This is a genomic window from Dickeya undicola, assembly GCF_000784735.1.
Lineage (GTDB): Bacteria > Pseudomonadota > Gammaproteobacteria > Enterobacterales > Enterobacteriaceae > Dickeya > Dickeya undicola.
Genome location: NZ_JSYG01000015.1, coordinates 1 through 13,325 on the forward strand (window position 1 = coordinate 1; position 13,325 = coordinate 13,325).

The window sequence follows — 13,325 nt, forward strand, 5'->3', positions numbered from 1 at the left end:
GAATTACGTACACCCTCCCGAGTAACGCAGCCAACACACCTGCAACTTGACGTATGACGGGTATAAATTAAATATTCGTTACCAGATGCGTATTTACCGCTTTTGTCGTGGTTTTCACAGACGTCTTCACGGTGTTATTGATGCGATTCAGGACTGCCATGCACCATCTTAGCCGAATAATCCTTTACCGACCTTTGTGGATGTCGCGGTGTTGCCACTGTGCTCGCAGGCCAGACCCGATACCAGTAATACGCTGCTACCGGGTTATTGGCGACACGGGCGCTATACAAGACCGCAGGGCGTTTGCGCGCCGATAGGCTGCTTTACCAGCGTCAGGCATTGCGTGGTGGCGCAGGGGCGTTATCAGAGAGAGCTGGCTGCTGACCGACAGATTCCTGATTACAGGAGAGGGTGGTGCGCTCGCGGCGGATTGTGTTTCGGTAGATGATTTCTTTGCGGTTGATGTCAGCCATGTGCGAACTATTTCTTGTCCAGCATGATGCGACAAATCCAAAAAAAAGCCCTGTGCGTGAGCGCAGGGCTTTTGAGTGTGTTGCCGTCATACGATATTAGTTAACGGTTTTTTTCTCTTTCTTCTCGGCTTTTTCTGCCTTAGCGGGTGCGCTGGCAGCCGCTGGGGTAGCTTTGTTCTCGGTGGCGGCTGCATGTTCGACAAACGAGCGGCCGTAGAACGTATCCAGCAGGATTTGTTTCAACTCGGAAATCAGCGGATAACGTGGGTTAGCGCCGGTGCACTGATCGTCAAACGCATCTTCAGAGAGTTTATCCACCTTGGCCAGGAAATCGGCTTCCTGTACGCCAGCTTCACGAATAGAAGTAGGAATCCCCAGTTCTTTCTTCATGCTTTCCAGCCAGGCCAGCAGCTTTTCAATCTTCTGCGCTGTACGGTCGCCAGGCGCACTCAGTCCCAAATGGTCAGCTACTTCCGCATAACGACGGCGAGCCTGAGGACGGTCATACTGGCTGAACGCGGTCTGTTTGGTCGGGTTATCGTTGGCGTTATAGCGGATTACGTTACTAATCAGCAGGGCATTAGCCAGCCCGTGCGGGATATGGAACTCGGAACCCAGCTTGTGCGCCATCGAGTGACAGACACCCAGGAAGGCGTTAGCGAAGGCGATACCGGCGATTGTCGCCGCGTTATGGACGCGCTCGCGGGCAACCGGATTTTTGGCACCTTCACGGTAACTGGTCGGCAGGTTTTCTTTCAACAGCTTCAGTGCCTGCAGCGCTTGCCCGTCGGAGTATTCGTTCGCCAGTACGGATACATAGGCTTCAAGTGAGTGGGTCACTGCATCCAGGCCGCCGAACGCACACAGCGATTTTGGCATGTTCATCACCAGATTGGCATCCACAATCGCCATATCCGGGGTCAACGCGTAGTCCGCCAGCGGATATTTCTGGCCGGTGGCGTCATCGGTCACTACGGCAAACGGTGTGACTTCAGAACCGGTGCCGGAGGTGGTGGTGACGGCAATAAGCTTGGCTTTCACACCCATTTTCGGGAACTTGTAGATACGTTTGCGGATATCCATGAAACGCAGCGCCAGTTCTTCAAAATGGGTATCCGGATGTTCGTACATTACCCACATGATCTTGGCAGCATCCATCGGTGAACCGCCACCCAGCGCGATAATGACGTCGGGTTTGAAGGCATTCATCTGTTCAGCACCTTTGCGAACGATGCTGAGTGTCGGGTCGGCTTCCACTTCAAAGAAGACATCGGTATCCAGACCCTGCTGTTTCAGCACGGACGTAATTTGGTCGACGTAGCCGTTATTAAACAAGAAGCGGTCAGTAACGATGAACGCGCGTTTAGCGCCGTCGCTCGCAACTTCTTCCAGCGCGATCGGCAGAGAGCCGCGGCGGAAGTAGATAGATTTGGGAAGTTTGTGCCACAGCATATTCTCTGCTCGCTTAGCCACGGTTTTACGGTTAATCAGGTGTTTCGGCCCGACGTTTTCGGAGATAGAGTTACCCCCCCATGAACCGCAACCCAGCGTCAGCGACGGCGCCAGTTTAAAGTTGTACAGATCGCCAATCCCACCCTGAGACGCGGGGGTGTTGATCAGGATACGCGCGGTTTTCATCTTATCGCCGAAATAGTTGACGCGACGAGCCTGATTGTCCTGATCGGTGTACAGGCAGGAGGTATGGCCGATGCCGCCCATGGCGACCAGTTTTTCGGCTTTGTCTACCGCGTCTTCAAAATCTTTCGCACGGTACATGGCCAGCGTCGGGGACAGTTTCTCGTGAGCGAACGGTTCGGACTCGTCTGCATTCGTCACTTCGCCGATCAATACCTTGGTGCTGGCAGGCACGGTAATACCGGCCATTTCCGCAATCTTGATGGCTGGCTGGCCGACGATAGCGGCGTTAAGTGCACCGTTTTTCAGCAGAATACCTTGTACTGCGCTGAGTTCCTTACCCTGAAGCAGGTAACCGCCGTGGGTTGAGAAGCGTTCACGTACAGCATCATAAATTTCATCGACCACGATTACCGACTGCTCGGATGCGCAGATCACGCCGTTGTCGAAGGTTTTGGACATCAAAATCGAGGCTACAGCACGTTTGATATCGGCCGTTTCATCGACCACTACCGGGGTATTACCTGCGCCCACGCCGATTGCTGGCTTGCCTGAGCTGTAGGCTGCTTTCACCATACCTGGGCCACCTGTTGCCAGGATCAGATTGATATCTGGGTGATGCATCAGTTGATTAGACAGTTCTACTGAGGGTTCATCAATCCAGCCGATGATATCTTTGGGCGCACCGGCTGCGATCGCCGCCTGCAATACGATATCTGCCGCTTTGTTGGTGGCATTTTTGGCGCGCGGATGGGGAGAGAAGATAATGCCGTTACGGGTTTTCAAGCTGATTAATGCTTTGAAGATTGCCGTGGAGGTCGGGTTGGTGGTTGGCACGATACCGCAGATTAGGCCAATCGGTTCGGCAATGGTGATCGTACCGAAAGTATCATCGACGGACAGTACGCCACAGGTTTGTTCATCCTTGTAGGCGTTATAAATGTACTCGGATGCGAAGTGGTTTTTGATCACTTTATCTTCAATAATACCCATGCCGGATTCGGCAACCGCCATTTTTGCCAACGGGATACGGGCATCGGCAGCAGCCAGTGCGGCAGCGCGAAAGACCTGATCGACCTGCTCCTGAGTGAAGTTTGCGAACTCTTGTTGCGCTTTTTTGACGCGTTCGACCAAAGCGTTAAGTTCAGCAACGTTTGTTACGGCCATAATGCTCTCCTGTAATGTTAAGCTCTTTCAGTCAATGGTCAGCCCGGTAACTGAGCAGTATAGATAATGCTCATGACACCTTATGGTAGTGACAGCAAACTCCATTGACTCAATGTGCTCCAGGTAAAGGCCAGCGCCTGTTAATACTGGAAACTTTAATTTCTTAATATCTCGTTAAAGTATTTTTAATAACGAAATATTGCCACCCGATCTGTTTTCCTGATATGTCGGCAGAATACACGCTTGTTAGCCCGTGTTTTGTGATCTACTTCTATAAAATCCAATGCTGACTCCTTTCAGCACGTGCTTAACGTGATAATGATTATCATTTTATGGCTGTTTGTGAAAAATAAATCCCCATTCAACATGTGGTTTATAAAAGATTTGTCGATAAATAGCGTGAATGCAGAGGATAATTATCCCTTTGGGAGATGGATAGCCATCATGCATTACATTACTGTAAGCGGGAGTTTGTCAGTGTCGTAAAGCGCAGGGGCTTCCCTGGTTGACAATAATGATCAGAGGTGGAATGTGATTCAGCCTGTTCTGGACTTCTCCGGTTACATCAAATTCTTTATCGGGTTGTTTGCGTTGATTAACCCGGTGGGCATTCTGCCCATTTTTATTAGCATGACCAGCTATCAGGGAGCGGAAGGGCGGTCGAAGACCAATCTGACAGCCAACGTTTCCGTGGTCATCATTCTTTGGGTGGCGCTGTTTTTTGGCGACGTTATTTTGCGGCTGTTTGGCATTTCCATTGATTCATTTCGAATTGCGGGTGGCATTTTGATTGTCACCATCGCCATGTCGATGATCAGCGGCAAGCTGGGTGAGGATAAACAGAATAAGCAGGAGAAAACGGAAACCGCCAACCGGGAAAGTATTGGCGTGGTGCCGCTGGCATTACCGCTGATGGCAGGGCCAGGGGCAATCAGTTCTACCATTGTCTGGAGTTCCCGTTATCACGGTTGGCAGAATCTACTGGGGCTGTCGGTGGCGATTGCGATTTTCGCATTTTGTTGTTGGTTGTTGTTCAGAGCGGCACCAGCGCTGGTACGGCTGCTGGGGCAGACCGGCATTAACGTGGTGACACGTATCATGGGGTTGTTGCTGATGTCGCTCGGTATTGAATTTATCGTCACGGGAATTCGGACCTTGTTTCCCGGCTTGCTATAGCAGCAAGCGCTGCTACCTTCTTTTTATTGATACTTTTTTCTTATGTCTATTCCCCCGGCAATAATCGAGCCGGGGATGTTATGTCGGCCGTTATTATTTAGCACTTCAGATGGCATCGCTTATTTGATTCTTTATCACATGCCTTAGATAAGCTAATGCATGTGGCAGGAAAGATAACTGGCATTATGGTGAGTCACATAGATGTTTTCGCTGTTAATTTATTCACATGTATAGGGGGTGGCGTCAGGCGTGGTGTTATTGTGTTCGGAAGTGTTTTATCGTGTGTTTTTTATCCTGATCTACTGTTAATCCTTTCATACATACAAGTTATTGGACAATCTGCTACTGAGTGAATCTTTACCGCCGTGACACTCCTCATGGATGTTTTTATATCCATTTCTACGTTCACGCCATTTTGTGACTTTCCGAGATGGAAAAGAAATTTAAGTAACAGCCTGCAAAATCTATTGGCGAAGACGGATTCTTCTGATACGTTCGGCATCACGCTATTCCCCTTGGCTGTTATGGATAAGTTAATTTTATTAGAGCTTTATCCGTGGCCGCTTTTTTATCGGGGGGCGTACCATCAGGGAAGAGTGGAAATGGCGGTGGCTGCCGGGCCTGGGAAAGGTTGCGGCGGTTTTTGGGTTGCCGAAAATGTGCTGTTTTTATCTCTGTTGATTTTTCCAACACGTTGGCGCGGCGCTATGACGTATCTGGCCGTGTTGCGTGGATAAAACAATTTAGATGTGATTGAGCGGCAAGTTGCCAGATTCGTTCCTCTGGTGGCGATGATGTCTGTCCGCTTAATACGTAAAAAAAGTTATGTGCCTGATTGGGCGATAACAGTAGAACAGGAGCAAGGTAAATAATGGTAAACAACACTATTAAAAAAAGATTGGCGGTCAGCATTTTCGCTGCTATTACTGCCTCTACTGGCGTTTCCGCCTGGGCCGCCACCGTGCCGGCCGGCGTTCAACTGGCTGAGAAACAGGAACTGGTGCGTAATAATGGTTCCGAGGTTGCTTCGCTGGACCCGCATAAGATTGAAGGCGTGCCGGAAGCCAATATCGCACGTGATCTGCTGGAAGGGTTGCTAGTGACTTCTCCAGATGGCCACCCGGCTCCGGGTGTGGCAGAAAGCTGGGACAACAAAGATTTCAAAGTATGGACCTTCCACCTGCGTAAAGATGCCAAATGGTCCAACGGTGATCCGGTTACCGCTCAGGATTTCGTTTACAGCTGGCAGCGTATTTCTAATCCGAAAACCGCCTCTCCTTATGCCAGTTACCTGCAATTTGGCCATATCGTTAATATTGACGACGTTGTGGCAGGCAAAAAATCCCCTGATGCGCTGGGCGTAAAAGCCATTGACGATCACACGCTGGAAGTGACCCTCAGCGAGCCGGTCCCGTACTTCTATAAGTTGCTGGTTCACCCGTCTACTTTCCCGGTAAATCAGAAAGTCGTTGAAAAATATGGTGACAAGTGGACCCAACCGGCTAACTGGGTCGGCAACGGTGCTTACAAGCTGAAAGAATGGATCGTGAACGAGAAAATCGTTCTGGAGCGTAATCCGAACTACTGGGATAACGCCCACACCATCATTAACAAAGTGACTTATCTGCCGATTTCCTCTGAAGTAACGGACGTGAACCGTTATCGCAGCGGCGAGATCGACATGACGTATAACAACCTGCCGATCGAACTGTTCCAGAAGCTGAAGAAAGAGATCCCCAACGAAGTGAAGGCGGATCCGTATCTGTGCACCTACTACTATGAGATCAACAACCAAAAAGCGCCGTTTACCGATGCCCGTGTGCGTCAGGCGTTGGTGCTGGGTCTGGATCAAGACATTCTGACCAACAAAGTCAAAGCTCAGGGTGATACGCCAGCGTTTGGCTTCACGCCGCCGTACATCGACGGCCTGGATGGTAAACTGACTCCACCGGAGTGGGTGAGCTGGTCACGTGAAAAACGTAATGCCGAAGCGAAGAAACTGTTGGCTGAAGCAGGCTTCACTGCAGAAAAACCGCTGACCTTTAACCTGCTGTATAACACTTCCGATCTGCACAAGAAACTGGCTATTGCCTCATCGTCGATCTGGAAAAACAATATCGGTGTAGATGCGAAGCTGGAAAACCAGGAGTGGAAAACCTTCCTGGATAGCCGTCATCAGGGCACATTCGATGTTGCTCGTGCCGGTTGGTGTGCGGATTACAACGAACCGACCACGTTCCTCAACATCATGATCGCCAACAGCAGCAGCAACACTTCGCACTATAAGAGCGCGGATTTTGACAAGCTGATGGCGCAAGCGCTGGCGGCTAAAACCGAGGATGAACGCGCTAGTGTTTACCGAGCAGCGGAAGCGTTGCTGGAAAAAGACGCGGTTATCGTTCCGGTTTACTACTACGCGAATACCCGTTTGGTTAAACCGTATGTGGGTGGCCTGACTGGCAAAGATCCGTTGGATAACCTCAACGTTAAAAACCTTTATATTATCAAGCATTAATGATGACAGGGCTGTGTGTCGACTGGCACACGGCCCTTATTCGGTTTGATAAAGAGAAGCGAAAATTTCAGACCGGTTTTATAGGTAAGGTCAATGTTAAAATTTATTTTCCGTCGTTGCCTGGAAGCAATCCCGACGCTGTTCATCCTGATTACCATCTCGTTTTTCATGATGCGACTGGCACCGGGAAGTCCGTTTACTGGAGAACGCAATCTTCCCCCTGAAGTGATGGCTAACATCGAAGCCAAATACCATCTGAACGATCCCATCATCAAACAGTATGGTAATTATCTGGTGCAGTTGCTGAAGGGCGACTTCGGGCCGTCTTTCAAATACAAGGATTATTCGGTAAACGATCTGGTTGTTCGGGCTTTCCCGGTATCAGCCAAGTTGGGTGCCGCCGCGTTTCTGCTGGCTGTGGTGCTGGGGGTGACCTCTGGCGTCATTGCTGCATTGAATCAAAACAGTAAATGGGATTATACGGTGATGGGGTTCGCCATGACCGGGGTGGTCATCCCGAGCTTTGTGGTTGCGCCGCTGCTGGTGCTGATCTTCGCGATAACCCTGCGCTGGTTGCCTGGGGGCGGCTGGAACGGTGGCGCGCCGAAATACATTATTCTACCGATGGTTGCGCTGTCTCTGTCCTATATCGCCAGCATCGCCCGTATTACCCGCGGTTCGATGATTGAAGTCCTGCATTCGAACTTTATCCGCACTGCGCGCGCCAAAGGGTTGCCGCTGCGTCGGATTATTTTGCGTCATGCCTTAAAGCCAGCGTTGTTACCCGTCCTTTCCTATATGGGCCCGGCGTTCGTGGGGATTATCACGGGCTCTATGGTGATTGAAACCATTTTCGGTTTACCTGGTATTGGTCAGTTGTTTGTTAATGGTGCGCTGAACCGTGACTATTCACTGGTGCTCAGTTTGACTATTTTGGTGGGCGCGCTGACCATTCTGTTTAATGCGGTCATCGATGTGCTGTACGCTGTTATCGATCCGAAGATCCGTTATTAAGGTAAATCACTGATGTTTTGGAATAAACGTAACCGCGAAGCGCTGGATAATTTCAGCGAAAAACTGGAAGTGGAAGGACGTAGCCTGTGGCAGGATGCGCGCCGTCGCTTCATGCACAACCGGGCGGCGCTGGCTAGCTTGTTCGTCTTGATGCTCATCACGCTGTTTGTTGTCGTTGGCCCGATGCTGGCACCGTTCAACTATGCTGATACCGACTGGAATATGATGTCCAGCGCACCTGACATGGTGTCTAAACACTATTTCGGCACCGATTCGTCTGGCCGCGACCTATTGGTGCGTGTGGCGATCGGTGGACGTATTTCTCTGATGGTCGGTGTTGCCGCTGCTCTGGTGGCCGTGATTGTCGGTACGCTGTATGGCGCGGCATCCGGTTATATGGGTGGGAAAGTGGACTCGGTCATGATGCGTCTGTTGGAGATCCTTAACTCCTTCCCGTTTATGTTTTTCGTTATCCTGCTGGTGACGCTGTTCGGGCAAAATATCCTGCTGATTTTTGTGGCTATCGGCATGGTGTCCTGGCTGGACATGGCCCGTATCGTGCGCGGCCAGACCCTGAGCCTGAAACGTAAAGAGTTCATTGAGGCCGCGTTGGTGTGCGGTGTATCCACCCGCAGTATTGTGCTGCGCCATGTCGTGCCGAATGTGCTGGGCGTGGTTGTGGTATACGCATCGCTGCTGGTGCCGAGCATGATCCTGTTCGAATCTTTTCTGAGTTTCCTTGGTCTGGGCACCCAGGAACCGCTGAGCAGTTGGGGCGCGCTGCTGAATGATGGTGCCAATTCAATGGAAGTGGCACCGTGGCTGCTGCTGTATCCCGCCGGTTTCCTGGTGGTGACGCTGTTCTGTTTCAACTTTATCGGCGATGGCCTGCGTGATGCCCTCGACCCGAAAGACCGCTAAGGAGACGCTTCATACCATGATGAATACGTCACAACCTCGTGAAGCGCTGCTTGATGTTAAAGATTTGCGCGTGACTTTCAGTACGCCTGACGGTGATGTCACCGCGGTAAACGACCTTAATTTCTCTCTCAGCGCCGGTGAGACGCTGGGGATTGTTGGGGAGTCCGGCTCAGGTAAATCCCAGACCGCGTTTGCACTGATGGGTCTGCTGGCCGCTAACGGCCGCATCGGCGGCTCCGCCTGTTTCAATGGCCGTGAAATTCTCAATCTGCCGGAACGCGAGCTTAACCGCCTGCGTGCGGAAGAGATCGCCATGATCTTCCAGGACCCGATGACGTCATTGAACCCGTACATGCGTGTCGGTGACCAGTTAATGGAAGTGCTGATGCAGCACAAGAAACTCGGTAAAAGCGAAGCATTTGACGAGTCGGTGCGTATGCTGGACGCGGTGAAAATGCCGGAAGCCAGAAAGCGTATGCGCATGTACCCGCACGAGTTTTCCGGCGGGATGCGTCAGCGTGTGATGATTGCGATGGCGCTGCTGTGCCGTCCCAAATTGCTGATTGCCGACGAACCGACCACCGCACTCGACGTGACGGTGCAGGCGCAGATCATGACATTGCTCAACGACCTGAAGCGCGAGTTCAATACCGCCATTATCATGATCACCCACGATCTGGGCGTGGTAGCCGGTATTTGCGATAAGGTGCTGGTGATGTACGCTGGTCGTACGATGGAGTACGGTAGCGCGCGCGAAATTTTCTATGAGCCGACACATCCTTACTCACTTGGCCTGCTGAAAGCGATTCCCCGTCTTGATGAGGAAAATGAGGAACTGGCCACTATTCCGGGAAATCCCCCCAACCTGCTGCGGCTGCCGAAAGGGTGTCCTTTCCAGCCTCGTTGCCCTTATGCACAGGAGCAATGCCAGCATTCGCCTGAGTTGACGCCGTTTGGCGAAGGTCGTCTGCGTGCCTGTTTCCGAAGTGTGGGGGAATTAGTATGAATGAGCTGGAAAACAAAAAAGTCTTGCTGGAAGTGGATGAACTGAAAGTCCACTTTGATATCCGCGATGATAAACAGTGGTTCTGGCAGCCCGCCAGGAAGCTGAGAGCGGTTGATGGCGTGACCCTGCGGCTGTATGAAGGGGAAACGCTGGGGGTGGTTGGTGAGTCCGGTTGCGGCAAATCCACGCTGGCCCGTGCGATCATCGGCCTGGTGAAAGCCACCAGCGGGCGCATTAGCTGGCTGGGTAAAGACCTGCTGGGGATGCGTGACACCGAATGGCGCGATGTGCGCAGCGATATTCAGATGATTTTCCAGGATCCGCTGGCGTCACTGAACCCGCGTATGACCATCGGTGAAATTATCGCTGAACCGCTGCGTACCTACCACCCGGAGATGTCGCGTCAGGAAGTAAAAGACCGTGTTAAAGTGATGATGATGAAGGTTGGTCTGCTGCCAAACCTGATCAACCGCTATCCGCACGAGTTTTCTGGTGGTCAGTGTCAGCGTATCGGTATTGCCCGTGCACTGATTCTGGAACCGAAGCTGATCATCTGTGACGAACCGGTTTCCGCGCTGGACGTGTCGATTCAGGCTCAGGTGGTAAACCTGCTGCAACAGTTACAGCGGGAAATGGGGCTGTCGCTGATCTTTATCGCCCACGACTTGTCGGTGGTGAAACACATCTCCGACCGCGTGCTGGTGATGTATCTGGGTCATGCGGTGGAGCTGGGAACCTATGATGAGCTGTACCACAATCCACAGCATCCTTATACCCGCGCGCTGATGTCGGCGGTGCCGATTCCTGACCCGGACAAGGAGCGCAACAAGCAGATTCAACTGCTGGAAGGCGACCTGCCGTCACCGATTAACCCGCCAACCGGTTGTGTGTTCTGCACCCGTTGCCCGGTTGTCGGGCCGGAATGCACCAAAACCCGGCCGGTGCTCGAAGGTAGCTTCCGTCATGCGGTATCCTGCCTGAAGGTGGATCCGCTGTCGTAATCCAGTGCTGCTTGTTTAAGCACAGCGCGTGAATAGACAAAACGCCCCGTCAGGGGCGTTTTGCTGTTCGTCGCTGATGATGGCCAATTAGGCCGTGATCACGGCGGTTACTCTTTCCACAGAATGTGGCACAGTTTATGGTCTTTTTCGCGGCAGATCAGGATGCGGGCGAAAATATCATTGATTTCCTCACCGTCTTGCTCAGCCAGGCCAATCACCACTTCGGCGAAGAAGTCTGGATTCAGGTCGAAATCTACGTGCTCCTGCCAGTCTTCCGCCGGGTCAAACAGCTCCGCACCGCCTCGCTCTTCGAACTGCAGGTTGAACAGTAGAATATCTGCCGGGTCCAGGTTATCCGCTGCCAGTTCCAGAAAGATATCGTAAGCCTGTTCCAGCGTTTCATCTTCGGTCAGGCGGTTATTTAAATCCATACAACATTCCTGTTAAAACGTGATGGGGTATTAGAGCATGAAGGGCGATGTGATTACAGCAGAGGACTGAAAAAGTAAAACAGCCGCTCGACGATACGCTGCCAATAGGGGCGTTTTAGCCACTCCTTGGCGTTCAGCAGGCGGGAGCGGGACATGTAATCCTCCTGTACACAAGCCAGGTCGCTACCGAACCCGTCGTCGTCAATCACCAGTGTGATTTCGAAGTTCAGCCACAGGCTACGCATATCCAGATTGACTGTTCCCACCAGGCTGAGCTGGCCGTCGACCAGCACGCTTTTAGTGTGCAGTAATCCGCCTTCGAACTGATAGATTTTGACACCCGCCGTCAGTAATTCACTGAAAAAGGCTTTGCAGGCCCAGCCAACCATCATGGAATCATTCTTGTAAGGTACGATGACGCTAACGTCTACACCACGCTGTGCGGCAGTACAGATGGCGTGTTGCAGGTCGTCGCTGGGGACAAAGTAGGGTGTGGTCATGATCAACTGATGACGAGCAGAGTAAACGGCGGTCAGCAATGCCTGATGGATCATATCCTCGGGGTAACCAGGACCGGAGGCGATGACCTGTACCGTATGGCCGCGCTCTTGCTCAAACGGCATGATATTCACGTCGGGTGGCGGTGGTGGCAAGCGCTGGCCGGTTTCCATTTCCCAGTCAAGGCTATAGATGACACCCATCGTGGTGGTTACCGGGCCTTCGATACGCACCATCAGATCCACCCACTGGCCGACACCGGAGTCCTGCTTGAAATAACGCGGGTCCACCATGTTCATACTGCCGGTATAGGCGATGCGGTTATCAATCAGGATCACCTTACGGTGCTGGCGTAAATCCATCCTACGCAGGAACGCGCGCAGCAGGTTGACCTGTAATGCGTCCACCACCGTGATGTCGGCAGCCCGCATGATCTCTGGGTAGGTACTGTGAAAGAATTGTACGCTGCCAGCCGAATCCAGCAGGATACGGCATTTGACCCCACGCCGTGACGCCGCCAGCAGGGCGGCCATCACCTGATCTACCAGCCCGCCGGTCTGCCAGATATAAAACACCATCTCGATGTTATTGCGAGCCAGCTCGATGTCGCGGATCAGCGTCTTAATGGTGTCGTCGAATGAGGTCAACAGCTGTAACTGATTGCCTTTGATGCCGCCAATGCCCTGACGACGTTCACAGAGCTGAAACAATGATCGCGCCACTTCGCTGTTTTCAGTAGCAAAAATGCGACGATACTCTTTCAGATCTCGCAGCCATTGGGCGGTAACCGGCCACATTTGCCGGGCACGCTCCGCACGGCGTTTCCCCAGGTGTAGTTCGCCGAATAACAGATAGGCGACGATCCCGACCAACGGCAGAATATAAATCACCAATAGCCAGGCCATCGCCGAAGGGACCGCACGCCTTTTCATCAGAATACGCAGCGTAATACTGGCAACGAGCAGCCAATAGCTAAAAACCAATAATCCACTCAGTACAGTATAAAATGCTGTCATAGTAACAATGCACGGTTCCCTGCGGCGGAATGTTTACGTGTTCAAGTGTATGCATAGTTCCCCAAAGGGGAAAGTCCTTTACTCTGAATACTATAGCGCATGAAGGGCAAGTGTGCGGATTCGGGAAAATCCTGTCGTATCGCTTGGCGGAGGATATCAGAGGGATATAATACCCCGGTCCCGTCACGCTGATTACAGAGCCGTGCCATGAAACAAGAGTTGTGCCATGAAACAAGAGTCGTGCTATGAAACGCAGCCGGAATGAAGTGAGCCGTTGGCGTATGCAACGCCAGGTACAGCGACGCCGCAGCCGTTGGCTCGAAGCCCAGTCGCGCAGTTATCGGCATATCCACCAGGTGCGTTACCTGCGAGAGAAACAACAGCGTCGAGCGTTATTGTATGCGGTAGCTTACGAGTGGTAACTATGTAGTCGCCTGTGTCAGGCCCAACGGTCGTGAGATCGTTGGGCTTT

The 13,325-nt window shown here is 52.1% G+C and carries 12 protein-coding genes; 8 read left to right on the plus strand and 4 right to left on the minus strand.

Going from position 1 to position 13,325, the window contains the following annotated elements; genetic code table 11:
* Positions 1-332: 332 nt before the first annotated feature.
* Together OB87_RS20830 and adhE are read right to left on the minus strand one after the other, a co-directional pair.
* Entirely contained in the window at positions 333-473 is a 141-nt protein-coding gene (locus tag OB87_RS20830; protein WP_161783612.1) for a hypothetical protein, read from the minus strand.
* A gap of 96 nt (positions 474-569) precedes the next feature.
* Complete coding sequence (adhE, locus tag OB87_RS06990; RefSeq protein ID WP_033568730.1) at positions 570-3,275, minus strand: bifunctional acetaldehyde-CoA/alcohol dehydrogenase; 2,706 nt, start codon at positions 3,273-3,275, stop codon at positions 570-572.
* A 531-nt stretch (positions 3,276-3,806) separates the two neighbouring features.
* On the opposite strand from adhE, the gene OB87_RS06995 reads away from it, so the two are divergent.
* From OB87_RS06995 to oppF, 7 genes are all read left to right on the plus strand, one after another.
* Entirely contained in the window at positions 3,807-4,451 is a 645-nt protein-coding gene (locus OB87_RS06995; protein WP_033568731.1) for a YchE family NAAT transporter, read from the plus strand.
* A gap of 377 nt (positions 4,452-4,828) precedes the next feature.
* Positions 4,829-5,188, plus strand: coding sequence for a hypothetical protein (locus OB87_RS20565; protein ID WP_148042031.1), 360 nt, complete (start codon positions 4,829-4,831; stop codon positions 5,186-5,188).
* A 134-nt stretch (positions 5,189-5,322) separates the two neighbouring features.
* Positions 5,323-6,966 carry an oligopeptide ABC transporter substrate-binding protein OppA gene (oppA, locus tag OB87_RS07000; RefSeq protein WP_033568732.1) on the plus strand — a complete coding sequence of 548 codons (1,644 nt, stop codon included), beginning with the start codon at positions 5,323-5,325 and terminating at the stop codon, positions 6,964-6,966.
* A 93-nt stretch (positions 6,967-7,059) separates the two neighbouring features.
* A complete protein-coding gene (gene oppB, locus OB87_RS07005; RefSeq protein ID WP_033568733.1) occupies positions 7,060-7,980 on the plus strand; it encodes an oligopeptide ABC transporter permease OppB in 921 nt (306 codons plus the stop codon).
* 12 nt (positions 7,981-7,992) lie between these two features.
* Positions 7,993-8,901: an oligopeptide ABC transporter permease OppC gene (gene oppC, locus OB87_RS07010; RefSeq protein ID WP_033568734.1), complete on the plus strand. Its 909-nt coding sequence runs from the start codon at positions 7,993-7,995 to the stop codon at positions 8,899-8,901.
* A gap of 16 nt (positions 8,902-8,917) precedes the next feature.
* Complete coding sequence (gene oppD, locus OB87_RS07015) at positions 8,918-9,907, plus strand: ABC transporter ATP-binding protein (RefSeq protein ID WP_033568735.1); 990 nt, start codon at positions 8,918-8,920, stop codon at positions 9,905-9,907.
* Positions 9,904-10,908: a murein tripeptide/oligopeptide ABC transporter ATP binding protein OppF gene (gene oppF, locus OB87_RS07020; RefSeq protein ID WP_033568736.1), complete on the plus strand. Its 1,005-nt coding sequence runs from the start codon at positions 9,904-9,906 to the stop codon at positions 10,906-10,908. The genes oppD and oppF overlap by 4 nt, the downstream gene beginning before the upstream one ends.
* Positions 10,909-11,015: 107 nt before the next feature.
* Here oppF and OB87_RS07025 read toward each other — a convergent pair whose 3' ends face one another.
* Together OB87_RS07025 and cls are read right to left on the minus strand one after the other, a co-directional pair.
* Entirely contained in the window at positions 11,016-11,339 is a 324-nt protein-coding gene (locus tag OB87_RS07025) for an HI1450 family dsDNA-mimic protein (RefSeq protein ID WP_033568737.1), read from the minus strand.
* A gap of 53 nt (positions 11,340-11,392) precedes the next feature.
* A complete protein-coding gene (gene cls / locus OB87_RS07030) occupies positions 11,393-12,853 on the minus strand; it encodes a cardiolipin synthase (RefSeq protein ID WP_033568738.1) in 1,461 nt (486 codons plus the stop codon).
* 245 nt (positions 12,854-13,098) lie between these two features.
* Between cls and OB87_RS20570 the strand changes: the two genes are divergently transcribed.
* A complete protein-coding gene (locus OB87_RS20570; RefSeq protein ID WP_123250658.1) occupies positions 13,099-13,275 on the plus strand; it encodes a YciY family protein in 177 nt (58 codons plus the stop codon).
* The last annotated feature ends 50 nt before the right edge of the window (positions 13,276-13,325 follow it).

What these genes read in the sequence shown, in the direction of transcription:
- OB87_RS20830 (WP_161783612.1), bottom strand. Translation starts at nt 473, where the DNA reads ATGGCTGACATCAACCGCAAAGAAATCATCTACCGAAACACAATCCGC.
- adhE (WP_033568730.1), bottom strand. Translation starts at nt 3,275, where the DNA reads ATGGCCGTAACAAACGTTGCTGAACTTAACGCTTTGGTCGAACGCGTC.
- OB87_RS20565 (WP_148042031.1), top strand. Translation starts at nt 4,829, where the DNA reads ATGGATGTTTTTATATCCATTTCTACGTTCACGCCATTTTGTGACTTT.
- oppA (WP_033568732.1), top strand. Translation starts at nt 5,323, where the DNA reads ATGGTAAACAACACTATTAAAAAAAGATTGGCGGTCAGCATTTTCGCT.
- oppB (WP_033568733.1), top strand. Translation starts at nt 7,060, where the DNA reads ATGTTAAAATTTATTTTCCGTCGTTGCCTGGAAGCAATCCCGACGCTG.
- oppC (WP_033568734.1), top strand. Translation starts at nt 7,993, where the DNA reads ATGTTTTGGAATAAACGTAACCGCGAAGCGCTGGATAATTTCAGCGAA.
- oppD (WP_033568735.1), top strand. Translation starts at nt 8,918, where the DNA reads ATGATGAATACGTCACAACCTCGTGAAGCGCTGCTTGATGTTAAAGAT.
- oppF (WP_033568736.1), top strand. Translation starts at nt 9,904, where the DNA reads ATGAATGAGCTGGAAAACAAAAAAGTCTTGCTGGAAGTGGATGAACTG.
- OB87_RS07025 (WP_033568737.1), bottom strand. Translation starts at nt 11,339, where the DNA reads ATGGATTTAAATAACCGCCTGACCGAAGATGAAACGCTGGAACAGGCT.
- cls (WP_033568738.1), bottom strand. Translation starts at nt 12,853, where the DNA reads ATGACAGCATTTTATACTGTACTGAGTGGATTATTGGTTTTTAGCTAT.
- OB87_RS20570 (WP_123250658.1), top strand. Translation starts at nt 13,099, where the DNA reads ATGAAACGCAGCCGGAATGAAGTGAGCCGTTGGCGTATGCAACGCCAG.